Source organism: Halorarius litoreus, assembly GCF_024362405.1.
GTDB lineage: Archaea > Halobacteriota > Halobacteria > Halobacteriales > Haloarculaceae > Halorarius > Halorarius litoreus.
Genome location: NZ_CP101454.1, coordinates 2,704,832 through 2,720,795, shown reverse-complemented (window position 1 = coordinate 2,720,795; position 15,964 = coordinate 2,704,832). Strand labels below are relative to the sequence as shown.

The following is a 15,964-nucleotide window of genomic DNA, read 5'->3' as shown; positions in this document are numbered from 1 at the left end:
GCCGCTCGTGGTCCCGTTCGACCAGCTCGCCGTGCTCGTCGAGGCGTGGATGGCGTTCGTGGGTGCGGTCGCCGACGAGTTCGGTATCCAGATGCTGACGTACGGCTTCATGCAACGGGCGTTCCTGGTCGGCATCTGTATCGGGGTGATGGCCCCGCTCATCGGGACGTTCCTCGTCCATCGACAGCTCGCGCTCATCGGCGACGCGCTGGCACACACGGCGTTCGCCGGCGTCGCCGTCGGCCTGTTCGCGAACGCCGTCGGGGGGTTCGGTATCTCGCCGTATCTGACCGCTATCGTCGTCGCGATGCTCGCGGCGCTGCTCATCGAGGTCATCTCTGAGGTGACCGACGCCTACAACGACGTGTCGATGGCCATCGTGCTGTCGACCGGGTTCGCGCTCGGGACCGTCCTCATCTCGCTGAACGCAGGTGGGCTGGCTGTCGGCGTCAACCAGTACCTGTTCGGCAACCTCGCGACGGTCTCGGTCGAGAACGCGGCCATCCTGCTCGCGCTGTTCGGTCTCATCGTCGGGACGGTGGTCGTGACGTACAAACAGCTGCTGTTCGTCACGTTCGACGAGGTCGCCGCCGAAGTTGCCGGCATCCCCGTCGACTGGTACAACCGCATGATGGTCGTGCTGACTGCGCTCGTCGTCGTCGGCGCGATGCAGATCATGGGCGTCATCCTCGTCGCGGCGATGCTCGTGGTGCCGGTCGCAGCCGCCACCCAGCTCGCAACGTCGTTCCGCGCCGCGCTCGCCTGGTCGGTCGTCCTTGCCGAGGTGGCAGTGCTCGTCGGTATCACGCTCTCGTACGCCTACGAGGCGACCGCGGGCGGCGTCATAGTTCTGGTGGCTGTGGGAGTGTATCTGCTCGCCGTCGTGGTGAGCAAGCTCGGGCTGGTCGGGCCGACCGCCGCGACCGCCGCGACCGAACAGCGTGACCCGGTGTCGGAGCCGGCCGACTGATGGTGTCGACGCCGCGTTCGACGAATCAGCTATCCGTTCGGCCGACCGATAGGTCAGTATGGACACGCACGGACAGTCGGCGGCGGGCGAGACGGTTCGCGTCTGGCTCGTCGAGCGAACGTTCTCCGACGACGAACAGAACATCGTCATCCTGCTGTACGCGACACCCGACGGGACCCGCGTGTTGCGAAAGGAACGGGCGCTCACGTCGTTCACAGGGCCGGCCCGGGAGACGAAAGCCGCCGTCGAGGCCGAGCCACAGAACCTCGATACGGTCGAGGATTCGGAGACACGGGAGCGGTTCGCGACCGAGGTCGCTCGGATGCAGGCCGAGTACGACCCGAACGACGCGGTGTAAAGAACTATCCTCACCCGGATACTACGGAGGGCAACGATGCTCAGCGCCGTGATGGAGGACTACATCAAGGCCATTTACTCCATCGAGAACGAGACGGGCGAGCGCGTCTCGACCTCGGAGATCGCCGACTATCTCGACGTGACGCCTCCCACGGTGTCGAGCATGATCAAGAAGCTCGAGGAGCGCGGGCTCGTCGACCGAGAGGAGTACCGCGGCGTGACGCTCACCGACGAGGGAGAGGTCGTCGCCCTCGAGATCCTCAGACACCACCGCCTGCTCGAATCGTTCCTCACCGAGGCGCTCGACTACGACTGGGCGGACGTCCACGAGGAGGCCGACCGGCTCGAACACCACGTCTCGGACGAACTCACCGACCGCATCGCGGAGGTGCTCGGCCACCCCGTCTCGGACCCCCACGGCGACCCGATTCCCGACCGCGACCTCAAGCTCCCCGACGCCGCCGAGACCACCCGGCTCGCCACCGCGAGCGAGGGCGACCGGGTGATCGTCCGCCGGATTCGCCATCAGGGCGACGAGGAACTCCGGTATCTCGCCGACGCCGGGGTCGAACCCGGCGAGGAGCTGCTGGTGCTCGACGTCGCGCCGTTCGGCATGGTGACGGTGCGGACGAAGACGGGCGAGCAGTCGCTTCCCGAGGAGATCGCCCGCCTCATCGAGACGGTTCCCGCTGAAGAAACCGAAGAAGCGCCCGCGTAACCCCGATTTACTCCCGAACGTACCAGTACGCCGTGATGGCGGCGAGCATCAGCACCCCGCCGAGGAAGAACAGGAACGCCGGCTCCGCGACGAGCGATTCGACGAGCCCCGGCTGTGTGGGGGCGGCACTCGCGCCGCCAGCACCGTCGGCCGACGACTCCGTAGCGAGCGAGACCGCCTGTCCGCCCGCCTCCCGAGCTTGCTCACGCGTCAGGAGCGCGACGGCGGCCGTCGCGGTCACGAGCACGACGAACAGCGAGAGGACGCGCCCGAGGAGCGATTCGAGTCGTGACCGGTCGTGGTCGTGGCCCGCGAACAGCACGAGCGCCTCGTTGCGCGGGGCGTAGACGGTCATCTCGTTGCCCTTCTCCGAGTAGCCGGTGCCGGCGGGCTCGATGAGCTCCGCCGATTCGAGTTTGTCGAGATGGTAGTGGACGTTCTGGAGCGACGTGCCGACCTCTTCGCGCACCTCTGTCGGGGTGCGTGGCTGTTCGTAGATGACGGCGAGGATACGGCGAGCGGTCTCAGAGGAGAGGGCTTCGAACGCTCGGTCGGCATCGGCGCCCTCGATGTCGAGGACGCGGGGCGCCTCGGGGTCGGGGTTCGCGAACACGCGCGACGGCAACAGTCCCATCGAGTCGAGCAAAGGTCGCCCGGCAGAAAGCCCTTTCCGGTACATCAAACCGGAATTTGAGCTATTGCGGTTCACTCTTCGAGCGGTCGGAGTCCGGAGACCGCGAGGACCGACTGGACGAAGAGGACCACGACGCCGACAGCCGCAAGCGACATCGTGGGCGCAGCGAGCAGGCGCGCCGTGCGGTACGGGAGGACGATCCGCGAGAACCCCATGACGACGAAGCTCACGAGGATGAGACCGAACGTCACCAGCGCGAGTTTCGCGAACGTATCGCGGTGCACGCTACTCGGTTCGCGACCTGCAGTAAAAGGGTTGTGTCGTGCGTTCGCGACCGGCTCAGATGTGGCCCTGCTCTTCGAGGCCCTCCATGATGTCGTCGACGAGGGCCTCGACGTTGTCGTACGGGAAGTCCTGGCTGCCGCCACCCTTGGTGTTGAGCTCCATGGCGGTCATCGAGAAGTCGCCGGACTCGAAGCTCGTGGCCGGGCCGCTCGGGAGCGCGGGCACGAGATCCATCGGGCTGTTCACGGGGTAGTCTGCGCCTTCGAAGGCGTCGATGAACTGCTGGCGGAGGTCGTCCTTGTCTGCCATAGCACACACCGCTTGCACAGTACGCACGTTGAGCGTTCTGCCGGTGTTACAGGGTCGGTTAAAGTGCCGCAGCGACGTGTCAGCGTCGGCAACTGTTGCGGCCGAGCCGGTGGTTGAGATAGCACTTCTGCGTGTAGCCGGTCCAGGCCATCCGACTTCCGGCCAGCAGCGCCAGCGCCGAGACCCCCAGCCGGGGGACGGTGTCGACGCTCGTCGGGAGGACGCCGACGAGAACCGACGCGCCAACCGCCACCAGGACCGCACCGACCCCGAGGCGGAGGACGCGCTCGATGCCGCCGACGTTCTTCTCGAAGCTCGGTCCCGCGAACCGCCGCCGGAGTGACTGGGTGACGTTCATGTCGTTCACCAGCCCCTCCTTGGACGAGTGCGTCGATAGCCGCACCGGCCGGGAGGGTTCTCACACCGTGAGACCCCCCGGTTCGAGCGGTTCGGCGGCCTCGGCGTAGCGGGCGATGCGGGCCGTGGCCCACTCGTGAACTGCGGGGTCAGCAGTCTGGACGTGCCCCTGGATGGCGCCGGTGTCGTCGGTCACGGCGAAGAACGTCACGTCGTCGACGACGAACAGCGCTGACGGGACGCGGCCGTCGTAGACGAGGAGCGTCGCGTCGGGTGCAGCGACGAGCGTCTCACACTGCTCTCGCATCGTCGGATCCGCGGCGATGACCTCGACCGCGCCTGGTGAGACGACGCACTCGAACACCTGTTCCCCCGCGGTGACTCGGTCACAGACGATGGCGAGACAGCTGGGGACGACGCTGTTGCCGGTGAGCCGGACGGTCGCCCCAGTCGCCAGCAGCGACTCGGCCCGGCGAATCGGGGCCAGTGGGTCGGTCTCGCTCGGTTCGAGCACCTCCGCGTCACCCAGCCGGGCGAGCGGGATGTCCGCCTCCTCGAACGGGAGCCACTCGCGGAGCCGCTGGAGCGACTGGAGTGCCGCGGTGGCGTCGAGCAGCGACCCGAGTTCGTGGGCGAGGTACGTCCCGAGCGGCGTCAACCGGTAGTCGTGCCCCTCCCGCACCACGAGTTCTCGGTCGCGTAACTGCGCGAGGATCCGACTCAGCGTGGCCCGCGGAATCCCGGTCTCGTCCTGGAGCGCCGCACGCGACCGGGAGCCGGTGGCGAGTTCGAGGAGCACGGTCACCCGGTTCTCCGAGCGGGCGAGGTAGGAGACGAGGTCGAACCCATTCATGTTAGTTATACTCTAGCAAGGAAGTAAACAGTTGCGTGCGACTCCTGCGTCGCTCAGCCTGAAGATGTCGCCCCCAACACTAACGACCGACCTCATCCCTGGCGGCGTGCCGTGTCAGTCGGCTAACCCTCGTGAGGGGCGCGCGTCGCGTGCGTGACGAGTCACGGATACGACGACCTGGCGAGACAGCGCGTTCCGCGCCGTCGAACGGGTCCTGTTGGGTCGGGTCGGCGAAACCCGTCTGCCTGTGTAGTCACGCGATGCGTGACACATGTCGCGTACCCGGGTTCTCCGCCGCCTCATCGCGCGCTAGTGCGGCCTCGGGGCGGGGACTAGAGGTACGCACCCGTACTCGGTCGCCCCGAAACTAACACTTTTCGACGCACGGTTCGTAGCGAACCCATGGACGATGGCCGACCAGTCGTGCTGTTCGACGGCGTCTGTAACGTCTGCTCGTGGTCGGTGCAGTTCATCCACGAACACGACGACGGCCAGGTCATGTTCGCGCCGCTCCAGTCTGCGGCGGGTAGTGAACTCCTGCGCGAACACAGGTTCTCCGAGGACTACTTCGACTCGCTGGTTTACGTCGACGAGACGGGCGCGTACGCGAAGAGCGACGGCGCGGTCCGCATCGCCCGACACCTCGACGCACCCTATCGGTGGGCGTGGCACGCCCGGTTCGTGCCCAAAGTCGTCCGTGACGCCGCCTACGACGCCTTCGCCGCGATCCGCTACCGGGTGTTCGGCAAGAAGGACGAGTGTATGATGCCCACCGACGAACTGCGGAGCCGCTTTCTCGCGCAGTCGGCGTGACGCCTACACCGCGTAGTCGTCCTCGCGAATCTGCGCGTAGCGGCCCTTCCGGTAGCCGAACTTCGTCCGCCGGTACTGGAGATACAGTTTGAGCCCTTCGAGCCCCGCGAACGCCGCGTCCTTCGTGTCGTACATGCCGTCCTCGGGCATGATGGCGTTGACGACGCCGAACACGCGGTCCCAGTCGTCCGGACCGTAGTCGTGGACGATGTCGGCCATCGCCACGTTGCGAAGCACCTCGTCACCGATGGCACGGTGCCACTCACGGTTGTAGGCTTTCAGGGCGCCGAGCGCGGCGAGCCGCCCCGCGAGCTTGCCGGTGCGGACGGCGACGTGGTCGCCGCCCTCGTGGAACGCCGAAGTCGCACCCATCGCCCCGCCGACGACCGCGATGTTCGCGTCCGTGGGCGACTCGATGGGTCGCGTGGAGGAGATCGGATAGGTCTCGGTCCCGTTCGCCTTCCCCCGGTCGGTCTGCAGCGGGAAGTCGTCCAGCGAGTAGTCGGGGTACACCTCCTCGATGAGCCGCTCGATGTAGACCTTGCCCTGGGGGACGCGCTCGTCGTCCGGGCGGAGCAGGCAGTACTTCTCGCGGTCCGCGATGGACTCGAGGTCGAGGTTGATGGGCATGGTGAGCCCGACGCGCGCGACGTTGCCGTCGTTCGGGAACACCCACGGGTAGGCGGTGTGCCCGGGCATGTACCCCCACCAGAACTTCAGGCGGTCGGGCTCGTAGATGTCATCGGGGATTTCGCGGTACTCCTGGTACGCGATGTGGTTGGCCCGTGTGGAGGCCATCTTCTCGAAGTCGCCGTTCGGGAGCAACGGGTCGAGCACCTTCCCCGAAATCGTCCGCTGCGGGCCGTCCGCGAGCACGAGATACCGACAGGAGAGTTCGGTGCCGTCCTTCAGGACGACGGTGTGAGCGGGCTCGCCGACGAGGTCCGACTCCACGTCGCGGACGCCCGTGCCGACGCGGTACTCTGCGCCCGCGTCCTCTGCGCGCTCGCGGAGCCAGTCGTCGAACCGCGCCCGGTGCATCGTGAACCCGAAGTTCGGGTACGACGACTCCATACCCGTCGAGTTCAGCCGGACGGTCTCGTTCGGCCCGACGAAGTCGGTGCCCGACAGCTCCCGGTGTTTCACCCACTCGGGGATGGGCTCGTCGAGATCCATGATGTCGACCCAGTAGTCGAGAATCCCGGCCGCGTCCGTCGAGTCAGGGCCGAGCCCCTCGCGGTCCGCACGAGGGACGCCCTTCTCGACGACGACCGCCTCGGCACCCGCCGCAGCGGCTGCCTGCCCGGCGGCAGAGCCGGCTGGCCCCCCACCGACGATGACGACGTCGTAGTCCATGCCACGAGTCGCGGCCCACTCCGTCTTAAATCGCTTGACCTTGCCGGCGGACGCCGTGTCGACGGGCCGACCCGAGACGACGAAACTTATACCCGTGGCGACACCTCTCCCGAGCGAGATGGCCCCCGAAACAGACCGTCTCGCCGCCCTCCCCACCCGCGAGACCGTGACCGACCGCTGCCGCGAGGCGCGCGCGTTCTTCCACAGGCACCCGCTCGTGCTCGTCGCGCTCGTCGCGCTCCTGCTCGAAACGTACGTGGCCTACCGCGTGTACGCGCCGCTCGGCCCGAACGAGTGGCCCGTCCTCAAGGACTCGGTCATCTTCGAGTACATCGGCTGGCACGTCGCGCACGGCACCGAACTCTACACGGGCATCTGGGAGGTGAAACCCCCGCTCGCGTTCGAGTTGCTTGCGGTGTTGGCCGCGCTCGCAGGCGACAGTGTCGCCACGTACCACACGCTCGCGCTCCTGGTTTCCGGGGGCGCAGTCGTCGGAAGCAGCGTCGTCGTCGCCGCTGTCGTCCACGAACTCACCGAGGACACGCTCGGCACGCTGGCCGGCGGCCTCACTGTCTTTGCACTCCCGATGTTCTACTGGCGCGCGCTCGTCGGGTTCAAGAGCAAGTACGCCGTCGTCGTGCTCGGCCTCCTGGTACTCTGGCTCGCGCTCCGCGACCGCCCGCTGCTGGCGGGTGTCACGGCCGCCGCGTGCATCGGATTCTGGCAGCTCTCGGTCGTCTTCCCGCTGGTCGGGCTCGGGCTGTTCGTCCAGCGTGGCGCCGGCGTGCGACGGTACCTCGCAGCGGGCACCGTGGCCGGCCTGGTCGTCCTCCTCCCGGTGGTGTGGTGGGGCTCGTTCCCGGCGATGCTCGCCGAGGCCGTCCTCACCCCACTGCTCGTCACCGAGAGCCACTCGCTGCAGTCCCGTATCCAGTTCATCCTTCGGGTGCTCGGCATCACCATCCCCGTCGTCCTCGTTGGGGTGGTGGGACTCGCCGGCTCGTTCGACCACGACCGCATCAGCCGAGAGTGGCCGCTGCTCGTCACCCTCGCGTACCTCACGTTCGTCATGCTGTTCGTCGACTTCGACACAGTCCCCGACGTATTCGTCTGGTTCGCCGTCGTCGCCGTGGGTGTCGGGCTCGCGGTAAGCCGCGGTACCGGCGACGCGAAGCGCACGCTCACCGCCGCCGTTCTGGGGCTCGTGCTGCTCTCGACGGTGACGATGGGCGGGTTCGGCACGGGGAACACCCAGCTCACCAACCCCGCGACGTACGACACGACGACCGAGATGGAGGTCCAGTTCCTCCACAACACCACCGAGCGCCAGCACCTGTTCTGGACCGCCGCGGAGCCGCCGACCTGCCGGGTGTTCGTCGGCCAGACGCAGTACCAGGCCATCAAGGCCGCCAACCTCTCGCCGGAGGGCGAGCGGTACTGGGAGGCCGAGTGTGGCCAGTTCGGGCCGATCTGGGAGGCCGTGGTCGAGAAGTACAGCTAAGGTCGCCCCCGTTCACTCCCCGGCCATGACGGACGAACCCGTACACGTCGACCGCGAGGAGGGCGTCGGCACCATCACGCTTGACCGCCCGGAGACGAACAACTCGATGGACGCCGCGACCGCCGAGGCACTGCGTGCGGCGGCCGTCGACCTCGCCTCGGACGACGACGTTCGCTGTATCGTCCTGACGGGCAGCGGCGCGACGTTCAACACCGGCGCGGACCTCTCGGCGCTGAACGCCGACGCCGGCGACGAGTCCACCATCCGGACCATCGCCGCGCGGCTTCACGAGTTCGTCTCGCAGCTGGCGCGCGCCGACAAGCCCGTCGTCTGTGGCGTCAACGGCGTCGTCGCGGGCGGCGGCATCGGCCCGTCGCTGTGTGGCGACATCGTCCTCGCGAGCGAGTCGGCCCGCTGGGAGTTCGCCTACCCGCGCATCGGCCTGTCTGCAGATGGCGGCTCCTCGTACTTCCTCCCCCGACTCGTGGGGCTCAGGACGGCACAGGAGATCGCCTTCCGCGACGAGCCGGTCGGCGCCGCGGAGGCCGCCGACATGGGGCTCGCCACCGAGGTCGTCCCGGACGACGAGTTCGACGACCGGCTCTGGGCGGAGGCCGAGCGGCTCGCGAACGGCCCCACCCTGGCGTACGCCGAGACGCGCGAGCTCCTGCGGACGAGTTTCGACAGGGGGCTCGAATCCCACCTCGCGGAGGAGGCCGAGCGCATCGCCGGCCTCACCGCGACCGACGACTTCGCCGAGGGCATCGACGCGTTCTTCGCGAAGGGCGAGCCCGACTTCCAGGGCCACTGAGGGGGCCAACGACCCGAAGCGCTACTTTCCGACGCCGCTCAGGACGGGACATGACCGAGGGTACCGTCGAGTACGTCCACGTCGCCCCCGAGGAGGGCGCCCCACCACAAGAGGTTGACCGCGCCGAGGCCGTCGCCAGACGGGGCCTCCGCGGTGACCGGTACTTCGCCGACGCGGGGACGTTCGCCGACCGCTCTGGGAGCGACCTCAGTCTCATCGAGGCCGAGGCGCTCGACGGCGTGGAGCGGGACTACGGCATCACGCTCGAACCGGGCCTCCACCGCCGGAACGTCACCACCCGTGGCGTCGCGCTCAACCACCTCGTCGGCCGGGAGTTCCTCGTGGGCGACGTGTTGTGCGAAGGAACCGAACTCTGTGAGCCCTGCTCGTACCTCGAACGGCACCTCGCGAAAGAGGGAATCAGGGAGGCGCTCGTCCACCGCGGCGGGCTCCGCGCGACCATCGTCGAGGGTGGCACCATCGAACCTGGCGACGCCGTCCGGCTCGCATAGACCCCCGAGACTGGCTCAGTCGTCCGCGGGGCTCCCCCTGGCCGTCGCCGCAGGTCGCGACTCCGTGAGCCGCCACGCGACGAGCACGCTCGCGGCGAACGCGAGCGTCGAAGCGGCGGCGAACGCAGCCTCGTAGCTGTAGTAGGTCGCCGCGAGCCCGACCAGCGGCGGGCCGAACACGCCCCCCAGCCCCTTCGCAGTCCCTCGAAGCCCCATCAGTTCCGACTCCCGCTCCGGGGGCGCGACGTCGCCGATGAACGCGACCGCACCCGTGGTCATTGAGGAGAAGACGAAGCCGAGCAAGAGGAACCCCGTGCCGGCGACGAGCACCCGCCCGATGCCGGGCGACGGGAGGGTCATCGCGGCCGCGACGACCGCGAACAGCCCGGAGCCTGCCATCCCGAGCGCGATGAGGGGTTTTCGACCCACTCGGTCGGCCACGACGCCGAGCAGGAACATGAACGCGACCTGCGAGCCGTGGTTCACGGCCAGGAGCCCGCCCATCACCGGCCCCGAGACGCCGACCTCCAGCAGGAGGTACGGCCCCATCAGCGCCATCACGCCGAGCACACAGAGGTTGCGCGCCGCGAGCCCGACGTAGAGCCACCTGAGCCCCTTCGTCCGGAGGTGGCCACGGTCGTCGGGCGCGGGGAACAGCCGGCGCTTCACCTCGGCGCCGACGGCCTGCCACGACGCCGCCGGCGGCGTCGGCGTCGGGTCGTCGATGTACGCGGCGGCGAGCACACAGACCATCGAGAGCCCGGCGACGGCGAAGAGGACGGCAGGCGAGGCCGGCGCGACGAACCCGAGGAGCACGCCAGCGCCGAGATTGCCGGCCGCGGACCCGCCCGACCGCGCGGAGTTGTAGATGCCCACGGAGCGACCCCGACCGCTCGCACCCCCGTGGTGCGAGACGATGGCGAGCACGACCGGGGCGTAACCGGCGGCGAACACCGAGAACAGCGCGCGGGCACCGATGGCAGCCCACACGCCGTCGACGAACAGGAGGGGAATCACCGCGACCGCCGACAGGAGCCCCGTCGCGACCATCACCGCCCGTCTTCGACCAGTCACGTCGGCGATGGCACCCCAGACAGGAGAGAACACCATCAGCCCCGCGAAGTAGGCGGCGGCGAGCACGCCGGCGAACAGCGGCGAGCCCTGCGACTCGACGTAGACGGCCAGCGCCGTCCCCATGAGCATGCCGCTGGAGAACCGCGTGGCCGCGGCGAGCCCGATGAGCGTCCACTGTCGTCGCACATCTCGACTGTGCGGTCGCGAGGCTTGAGCCGTGCGATAGCGGTCGGGGTTTTTGCCCGGGCGCGACGAGAGCGAGGTATGAAACTGCTCGTGCTCCGCGAAGGGGTCCACGGACAGAACGCGACCGGCTACGCGACGCGCCTCCGCGAGCGCCTCCCCGACCACGAGATCGTCCACGCACGAACGCGGGAGGCCGAAGTGAGAGAGATCGTCGACGCCGAGGTCGTCACCGGCCCCCGTATCGACGAGGACCTGCTCGGCCACGCCCGCCGACTCGACCTGTTCGCGGGGGCGTACGCCGGGCACAGCCACCTCCCGCTAGATGCGCTCGCAGACCGCGGTGTCGCCGTGACGAACGCCGTGGGCGTCCACGCGCCGAACGTCGCGGAGCACGCCGTCGGCTCGGTGCTCGCGTTCGCCCGCGAGTTCCGCGAGGGCTACCGTCGCGAGCAGAACCGCGAGTGGCGTCCCTACGCCGTCGGCGAACTACAGGGCTCGACCGTCACCGTGGTCGGACTCGGGTGCATCGGCTCGGCCATCGTCGAGCGACTGGCGCCGTTCGGCGTCGAGACGGTGGGGGTTCGTGCGAACCCCGAGGCGGGCGGCCCCACCGACACGGTTCGCGGTCCCGATGGGCTGCCCGACGCGCTCGCCAACACCGACTACCTCGTGCTGGCGTGTCCGCTGACCGATGCGACACGAGGGCTCGTCGACCACGACGCGTTCCTGACGCTCCCCGCCGACGCCGTCCTCGTGAACGTCGCCCGCGGCGCGGTCGTCGACACTGACGCCCTCGTGTCGGCCCTGCGACGGAACCAGATTCGCGGCGCCGCACTCGACGTGACCGACCCCGAACCCCTTCCCCCCGAACATCCGCTGTGGGGGTTCGAGAACGTGCAGGTAACGCCACACCTCGCGGGCGCGACCCCGAAGTACTACGACCGGCTGACCGACATCGTCGCCGGGAACGTCACACGGCTGGCTGCGGGCGAGTCCCTGAAGAACCGGGTATCCCCAGCCGAAAGCGATTAAGTGAGCGACCGTTCCTCTCTTGGTATGACTCGGTACCTCGTCGCCGCCGCCAGTCCCGAGACGGCAGAGGCGGCCTGTGACTACCTCGGCGAGAAGGTCGAGGCTGGCGACGAGGTGTTCCTGCTGACGGTCACAGAAGAAGCGCGCCCGGTCGACGACCGCGCGGCTGTCTCGCGCATCGCACAGGAGCGACTCGCCGACCGTGCGACCGTCCGCACCATCCGCCGGGAGGGTATCCCGGACAAGGAAATCGTCCAGTTCGCTCGGGAGCGGAACGTCGACCAGATCGTCCTCGGGCCCAACCGCAACGGTGGGCCGGGGATCGGCTCGACGACCCGATCGGTGCTCAACAAGGTCGAGGTGCCGGTGTTCGTCGTCCCGATGTGACGGCCGCGGCTAGTCGTCCAGGGGCTCGATGAGTTCGACGTGGTGGCCGTCGGGGTCCTCGATGAACGCGGTGTACGCGCCCGCGGCTGGCTGTGGGCCGGGCTCCTTCACGATGCCGTGGTGGTCGACCGACTCGACGGTGGCGTCCACGTCGTCGACGCGGAACGCGATGTGGTCCCACGCCGTGCCGCTGTCGAACTCGGTCTCCCCCTCGGTCTGCGAGAGCTGGAGCTCCGTACCCTCGTCGTCCGCGACGTAGCGGTTGACGGTGTCGCCCGACTCGAAGCCCCACGACTCCTCGAAGCCGAACTGCTCGTAGAAGGCGATGGACTGCTCGACGTCTGCCACGTTCAGACACATGTGCAGGATGTGCATATCGGATGCCCACACCGCGACGGGAAGTAGCCGACGCCCCCGGCGACATTCGCCCGGCACGCCCAAGAGCCTGCGTCGCGAACAACCGGTATGACCGACTGGCGCGCCGTGGTGACCGGGACCGGTGCCGCGACCGCCTATCTCGCCTTCCTCGCCTTCTTCCCCGGGCTCACCGGCGTCCGACTGGAGGGCGTGCCGCTCGTCCTCGGCACGGGACTCGTGGCGGGTGCCGCGGCCGGGATCCGGGCGGACCGCGGGCCGCAGGTGGGGGCATGGCACGGCCTCCTCGCCGGCTCGCTCGCTGGGGCGCTGTTCGCCGTCACGCTCGTGTCCGTGTTCTGGTCGAACCTCCCATTCGGCGTGTTCCACGGCCTCAACTACGTCCTCGCCGTCTCCGCGGGCCGCTTCCCCGTCGTCGCCACGCACGGCCCCGCCGTGGTCGCCGGCATCGCCGGGGGTGGCTGGGCCGCCATCGCCGCCCTCGGGCTCCTCGCGGGGCGACAGGCCCCCCTGCGGGAGACGTACGGCGTCATCGAGGAGTAGCGGGCCGGAGACACCGACCACAGCCCGAGTCGACCTACGTACCGTCTGCATCGTCCGGTAAGGTCGGCTGAACGACACGGGCGGGCACGCCAGGTGGGCGCGTCACCACCCCGCGGCGAGAAAGGTCCTGATACCCGCACCGATAGCAGCGAGTGGTGTGTGTGGATTTACCAAAGCAGTTCGTAACAATACTCCCAGGATGCGACACTACATCGCATGGTACTCGTTCCAACCACACCGCTGCAGGCCACCGTCCCGGAGATGTTCTCGAACGCCATCGCCGAGGCGATAAACTTCCTCCCGCAACTCGTCGGCGCGCTGCTCATCCTCATCGTCGGCTGGATCGTCGGCCGCATCGTCGGCGGAATCGTCGCCCGCGTCGTCGACCGAGTCGAGCTCGACCGGCTCGTGATGAACACACCCATCGGCCGGATGCTCGGTGGGACAGAAGCGGCAATCTCGCGGAGCCTCGGCCGCGTGACCTCGTACTTCATCTACGCGCTCGCCATCCTGGCGGCGGCCGACGCGCTCGCCGTCGAGTTGCTCTCGGAGTGGATCTCCGAGGCGGTGTCGTACCTGCCCGCGTTCGTCGCCGGGGCGCTCATCATCATCCTCGGGTTCGTCCTCGCCGACTTCCTCGCGGACGTCGTCGGCAACACCGAGACGATGACCTCGGTCCGGTACACCGAGCTGTTCGCCGACGGGCTCCGGGTGTTCCTCTACTTCATCGCGGTCGTCGTCGGGCTCGATACGATGGGCGTCGACGTCCAGATACTCTACCTGTTCTCGGCGGCGATCGCCGGCGGGCTGGCACTCGGCCTCGCGCTGGCGGTGGGCATCGCCGGTGGGCTCGGTGGCCGCGACTACGTCGCCGCCAACATCAGCGACTGGCTGCCGGGCCGAACGACGGGTCCTGGTGAGTCGACGCCGCTCGGCCAACCAGACGGCGGCGAGGAACTGGACGACTGACCGGCACCCCGTCTCCCGCTGACGGTCCGGTGGCCGCGAAGGTTTTCATCACGGGACGTGTTGGTAGCCTGAAATGGGTTTATTCGACCGACTCAAGACCGGGTGGGCGCTGTCGATGGACAGCGTCGACGTGCTCCGTGACGAGCCGAGCCTGACGGTGTTTCCCGTCATCGCCGGGCTCGCCGGCACGGTGTATCTGGTGCTCGTCCTCGGCGGCGCCACGCTCGTCCTCGGCTCGAACGCGGGCGTCCTCATGTACGCCGCGCTGTTCGTCGGCTACCTCGGCAGCGCGTTCATCGCGTCGTTCTTCTCGGCAGCGCTGATGTGGAACGCCCGCGAGGTGTTTCACGGCCGCGACCCAACGCTCGGCGAGGGACTGGGCGCGGCGTGGCGGAACCGCCGCCCGCTGTTCGTGTGGGCCGTCATCTCGGCGGTCGTCGGTCTCGTCCTGAACGCACTGGAGAGTTCTGACTCGCCGCTCGCCGACCTCGCGTCGGTCCTCTTCAGCGTCGCGTGGAGCATCCTGACGTACTTCGTCGTCCCCGTCATCGTCTTCGAGGACGTGGGAGCCAGAGAGATGTTCGAGCGCTCCGGCGAGACGTTCAAGCGGACGTGGGGTGAGACCGCCGGGGCGAGCTTCGGCGTCGGCATCGTCACGATCCTGTTCACACTCGTCGGACTCGCGCTCGCCGTCGTCCTGTTCGTCCTCCTCGGCGGCACCGGCGTGGGCATCCTCGTCGCCATCGCCGTCGGCGTCATCGTGCTGCTGCTGGCGTACCTGTTCGGGACGACACTCTCTGCGGTGGCGAAGACGGCACTCTACGTCTATGCGACCGAGGGCGAGCGGCCCCCGCAGTTCGAGAACGTGGACTTCCAGGCCGCGGCGGGTCAGACGTAGCCGCGTTCGAGCAGCAGTTCACCGTTCAGGACGCTCGCGCCCGCTGCGCCCCGAATCGTGTTGTGCGAGAGACAGTTGTACTGGAGTCCGGAGGGTGTGGTCTCGATGCCGCCGGCAGCGACCGCCATCCCGTTCCCGAGAGTTCGGTCGAGCCGGGGCTGCGGTCGGTCGGGTTCGTCGAAGACGTGGATGAGGGGGTCGGGCGAGGAGGGGAGGTCGAGGCTCGGGTAGCCGGCCATCGCGTCGGCCGCCTCCTCGGGGGTGAGCTCTTCGGCGGTCTCGACCCAGACGTTCTCCAGATGTCCATCCAGGGTCGGAATCCGATTACAGGAGGCGGAGACGGCCATCGAGTTGAGGTCGACCTCGGCACCGTCGAAGCCGCCGAGGAGCTTGCGGGACTCGGTCTCCAGTTTCTCGGCCTCGCCGCCGATGTGCGGGATGGCGTTGTCGATGATCTCCATCGACGTGACGCCGTCGTAGCCCGCACCGGAGACGGCCTGCAGGGTGGCGACGTGGACCGTCTCGATGTCCCAGTCGACGAGCGCCGCGAGCGTCGGGACGAACGTGATGGTCGAGCAGTTCGGGTTCTTCACGAGGGCGCCGTCCCAGCCGCGCTCGTCGCGCTGGACCTCGATGAGGTCGAGGTGGTCGGCGTTCACCTCGGGGATGACGAGCGGCACGTCCGCAGCCATCCGGCTGTTCGAGGAGTTCGAGGAGACGACGTAGCCGGCCTCGACGAACGCGGGTTCGACCGCTTCGCCCACGGAGGACGGGAGCGACGAGAAGATGAGGTCGACATCCGAGCCGACGGCGTCGGGATCCGTCGCGACGACGTCCATCCCGGCGACCGACTCGGGGATGGGGCTGTCGACGCGCCACTTCGCGGCCTCGCGATAGGACTTGCCCGCGGAGGACTCGGAGGCGGTGAGTGCTGCGATTTCGAAGTCGTCGTGCGGTTCCAGCAGTTGAATGAGACGCTGCCCGACCGCACCGGTCGCGCCGAGGATGCCGACTCGTACCATTG

21 protein-coding genes are annotated in these 15,964 nt (G+C 68.5%); 12 read left to right on the top strand and 9 right to left on the bottom strand.

Annotated elements, in window-relative coordinates; translation table 11 throughout:
* The first annotated feature begins 49 nt into the window (after window positions 1–49).
* The 3 genes from NL126_RS14225 to NL126_RS14215 are packed head-to-tail and all read left to right on the top strand — an operon-like array spanning window position 50 to window position 2,045.
* Window positions 50–970 carry a metal ABC transporter permease gene (locus NL126_RS14225; protein WP_255198848.1) on the top strand — a complete coding sequence of 307 codons (921 nt, stop codon included), beginning with the start codon at window positions 50–52 and terminating at the stop codon, window positions 968–970.
* Between the two features lie 58 nt (window positions 971–1,028).
* Window positions 1,029–1,328: a DUF7967 family protein gene (locus NL126_RS14220; protein WP_255195543.1), complete on the top strand. Its 300-nt coding sequence runs from the start codon at window positions 1,029–1,031 to the stop codon at window positions 1,326–1,328.
* 36 nt (window positions 1,329–1,364) lie between these two features.
* Complete coding sequence (locus tag NL126_RS14215) at window positions 1,365–2,045, top strand: metal-dependent transcriptional regulator (protein WP_255195542.1); 681 nt, start codon at window positions 1,365–1,367, stop codon at window positions 2,043–2,045.
* A 7-nt stretch (window positions 2,046–2,052) separates the two neighbouring features.
* On the opposite strand, the gene NL126_RS14210 is transcribed toward NL126_RS14215, so the two are convergent.
* The 5 genes from NL126_RS14210 to NL126_RS14190 all read right to left on the bottom strand — a co-directional run bounded on the left by NL126_RS14210 (window position 2,053) and on the right by NL126_RS14190 (window position 4,483).
* Window positions 2,053–2,679, bottom strand: coding sequence for an ArsR/SmtB family transcription factor (locus NL126_RS14210; RefSeq protein ID WP_255195541.1), 627 nt, complete (start codon window positions 2,677–2,679; stop codon window positions 2,053–2,055).
* Between the two features lie 71 nt (window positions 2,680–2,750).
* The gene (locus tag NL126_RS14205; protein ID WP_255195540.1) at window positions 2,751–2,963 is read right to left on the bottom strand and encodes a hypothetical protein; all 213 of its coding nucleotides are present in this window, start codon (window positions 2,961–2,963) and stop codon (window positions 2,751–2,753) included.
* 55 nt (window positions 2,964–3,018) lie between these two features.
* Window positions 3,019–3,273, bottom strand: coding sequence for an MTH865 family protein (locus NL126_RS14200; protein WP_255195539.1), 255 nt, complete (start codon window positions 3,271–3,273; stop codon window positions 3,019–3,021).
* Between the two features lie 79 nt (window positions 3,274–3,352).
* Complete coding sequence (locus tag NL126_RS14195) at window positions 3,353–3,631, bottom strand: YgaP family membrane protein (protein WP_255195538.1); 279 nt, start codon at window positions 3,629–3,631, stop codon at window positions 3,353–3,355.
* Between the two features lie 60 nt (window positions 3,632–3,691).
* A complete protein-coding gene (locus NL126_RS14190) occupies window positions 3,692–4,483 on the bottom strand; it encodes a helix-turn-helix transcriptional regulator (RefSeq protein WP_255195537.1) in 792 nt (263 codons plus the stop codon).
* A gap of 402 nt (window positions 4,484–4,885) precedes the next feature.
* On the opposite strand from NL126_RS14190, the gene NL126_RS14185 reads away from it, so the two are divergent.
* Window positions 4,886–5,296, top strand: a complete 411-nt coding sequence (locus NL126_RS14185; RefSeq protein ID WP_255195536.1) for a thiol-disulfide oxidoreductase DCC family protein — start codon at window positions 4,886–4,888, stop codon at window positions 5,294–5,296.
* A gap of 3 nt (window positions 5,297–5,299) precedes the next feature.
* Here NL126_RS14185 and NL126_RS14180 read toward each other — a convergent pair whose 3' ends face one another.
* Window positions 5,300–6,652 carry an NAD(P)/FAD-dependent oxidoreductase gene (locus NL126_RS14180; RefSeq protein WP_255195535.1) on the bottom strand — a complete coding sequence of 451 codons (1,353 nt, stop codon included), beginning with the start codon at window positions 6,650–6,652 and terminating at the stop codon, window positions 5,300–5,302.
* Window positions 6,653–6,770: 118 nt separating this feature from the next.
* On the opposite strand from NL126_RS14180, the gene NL126_RS14175 reads away from it, so the two are divergent.
* Genes NL126_RS14175 through NL126_RS14165 form a run of 3 tightly spaced genes read left to right on the top strand, consistent with a single transcriptional unit; the run spans window position 6,771 to window position 9,476 of the window.
* Window positions 6,771–8,153: a DolP-mannose mannosyltransferase gene (locus tag NL126_RS14175; RefSeq protein ID WP_255195534.1), complete on the top strand. Its 1,383-nt coding sequence runs from the start codon at window positions 6,771–6,773 to the stop codon at window positions 8,151–8,153.
* A 25-nt stretch (window positions 8,154–8,178) separates the two neighbouring features.
* Entirely contained in the window at window positions 8,179–8,964 is a 786-nt protein-coding gene (locus NL126_RS14170) for an enoyl-CoA hydratase/isomerase family protein (RefSeq protein ID WP_255195533.1), read from the top strand.
* Window positions 8,965–9,014: 50 nt separating this feature from the next.
* Window positions 9,015–9,476: an MOSC domain-containing protein gene (locus NL126_RS14165; RefSeq protein WP_255195532.1), complete on the top strand. Its 462-nt coding sequence runs from the start codon at window positions 9,015–9,017 to the stop codon at window positions 9,474–9,476.
* Window positions 9,477–9,491: 15 nt separating this feature from the next.
* On the opposite strand, the gene NL126_RS14160 is transcribed toward NL126_RS14165, so the two are convergent.
* On the bottom strand, window positions 9,492–10,736 hold the full coding sequence (locus NL126_RS14160; RefSeq protein ID WP_255195531.1) for an MFS transporter: 1,245 nt from the start codon (window positions 10,734–10,736) through the stop codon (window positions 9,492–9,494).
* 78 nt (window positions 10,737–10,814) lie between these two features.
* Between NL126_RS14160 and NL126_RS14155 the strand changes: the two genes are divergently transcribed.
* Together NL126_RS14155 and NL126_RS14150 are read left to right on the top strand one after the other, a co-directional pair.
* Complete coding sequence (locus tag NL126_RS14155; protein ID WP_255195530.1) at window positions 10,815–11,768, top strand: D-2-hydroxyacid dehydrogenase; 954 nt, start codon at window positions 10,815–10,817, stop codon at window positions 11,766–11,768.
* A gap of 24 nt (window positions 11,769–11,792) precedes the next feature.
* Complete coding sequence (locus NL126_RS14150) at window positions 11,793–12,155, top strand: universal stress protein (protein WP_255195529.1); 363 nt, start codon at window positions 11,793–11,795, stop codon at window positions 12,153–12,155.
* Between the two features lie 9 nt (window positions 12,156–12,164).
* Here NL126_RS14150 and NL126_RS14145 read toward each other — a convergent pair whose 3' ends face one another.
* Window positions 12,165–12,530 (bottom strand): VOC family protein, encoded by a 366-nt coding sequence (locus tag NL126_RS14145; protein WP_255195528.1) that lies wholly within the window; start codon window positions 12,528–12,530, stop codon window positions 12,165–12,167.
* A gap of 90 nt (window positions 12,531–12,620) precedes the next feature.
* On the opposite strand from NL126_RS14145, the gene NL126_RS14140 reads away from it, so the two are divergent.
* The 3 genes from NL126_RS14140 (at window position 12,621) to NL126_RS14130 (ending at window position 14,940) form a co-directional block, all read left to right on the top strand.
* Complete coding sequence (locus tag NL126_RS14140; protein ID WP_255195527.1) at window positions 12,621–13,073, top strand: hypothetical protein; 453 nt, start codon at window positions 12,621–12,623, stop codon at window positions 13,071–13,073.
* Window positions 13,074–13,289: 216 nt separating this feature from the next.
* Window positions 13,290–14,042, top strand: coding sequence for a mechanosensitive ion channel family protein (locus NL126_RS14135; protein ID WP_255195526.1), 753 nt, complete (start codon window positions 13,290–13,292; stop codon window positions 14,040–14,042).
* A gap of 73 nt (window positions 14,043–14,115) precedes the next feature.
* Window positions 14,116–14,940 (top strand): DUF6159 family protein, encoded by an 825-nt coding sequence (locus NL126_RS14130; protein ID WP_255195525.1) that lies wholly within the window; start codon window positions 14,116–14,118, stop codon window positions 14,938–14,940.
* On the opposite strand, the gene asd is transcribed toward NL126_RS14130, so the two are convergent.
* Entirely contained in the window at window positions 14,931–15,962 is a 1,032-nt protein-coding gene (gene asd, locus NL126_RS14125; RefSeq protein ID WP_255195524.1) for an aspartate-semialdehyde dehydrogenase, read from the bottom strand. The genes NL126_RS14130 and asd overlap by 10 nt on opposite strands.
* Window positions 15,963–15,964 lie beyond the last annotated feature (2 nt).

Coding starts and splice junctions, on each gene's coding strand:
- NL126_RS14225 (WP_255198848.1), top strand. CDS start 50: ATGGCGTTCGTGGGTGCGGTCGCCGACGAGTTCGGTATCCAGATGCTG.
- NL126_RS14220 (WP_255195543.1), top strand. CDS start 1,029: ATGGACACGCACGGACAGTCGGCGGCGGGCGAGACGGTTCGCGTCTGG.
- NL126_RS14215 (WP_255195542.1), top strand. CDS start 1,365: ATGCTCAGCGCCGTGATGGAGGACTACATCAAGGCCATTTACTCCATC.
- NL126_RS14210 (WP_255195541.1), bottom strand. CDS start 2,679: ATGGGACTGTTGCCGTCGCGCGTGTTCGCGAACCCCGACCCCGAGGCG.
- NL126_RS14200 (WP_255195539.1), bottom strand. CDS start 3,273: ATGGCAGACAAGGACGACCTCCGCCAGCAGTTCATCGACGCCTTCGAA.
- NL126_RS14195 (WP_255195538.1), bottom strand. CDS start 3,631: ATGAACGTCACCCAGTCACTCCGGCGGCGGTTCGCGGGACCGAGCTTC.
- NL126_RS14190 (WP_255195537.1), bottom strand. CDS start 4,483: ATGAATGGGTTCGACCTCGTCTCCTACCTCGCCCGCTCGGAGAACCGG.
- NL126_RS14185 (WP_255195536.1), top strand. CDS start 4,886: ATGGACGATGGCCGACCAGTCGTGCTGTTCGACGGCGTCTGTAACGTC.
- NL126_RS14180 (WP_255195535.1), bottom strand. CDS start 6,652: ATGGACTACGACGTCGTCATCGTCGGTGGGGGGCCAGCCGGCTCTGCC.
- NL126_RS14175 (WP_255195534.1), top strand. CDS start 6,771: ATGGCCCCCGAAACAGACCGTCTCGCCGCCCTCCCCACCCGCGAGACC.
- NL126_RS14170 (WP_255195533.1), top strand. CDS start 8,179: ATGACGGACGAACCCGTACACGTCGACCGCGAGGAGGGCGTCGGCACC.
- NL126_RS14165 (WP_255195532.1), top strand. CDS start 9,015: ATGACCGAGGGTACCGTCGAGTACGTCCACGTCGCCCCCGAGGAGGGC.
- NL126_RS14155 (WP_255195530.1), top strand. CDS start 10,815: ATGAAACTGCTCGTGCTCCGCGAAGGGGTCCACGGACAGAACGCGACC.
- NL126_RS14150 (WP_255195529.1), top strand. CDS start 11,793: ATGACTCGGTACCTCGTCGCCGCCGCCAGTCCCGAGACGGCAGAGGCG.
- NL126_RS14145 (WP_255195528.1), bottom strand. CDS start 12,530: ATGCACATCCTGCACATGTGTCTGAACGTGGCAGACGTCGAGCAGTCC.
- NL126_RS14140 (WP_255195527.1), top strand. CDS start 12,621: ATGACCGACTGGCGCGCCGTGGTGACCGGGACCGGTGCCGCGACCGCC.
- NL126_RS14135 (WP_255195526.1), top strand. CDS start 13,290: ATGGTACTCGTTCCAACCACACCGCTGCAGGCCACCGTCCCGGAGATG.
- NL126_RS14130 (WP_255195525.1), top strand. CDS start 14,116: ATGGGTTTATTCGACCGACTCAAGACCGGGTGGGCGCTGTCGATGGAC.
- asd (WP_255195524.1), bottom strand. CDS start 15,962: ATGGTACGAGTCGGCATCCTCGGCGCGACCGGTGCGGTCGGGCAGCGT.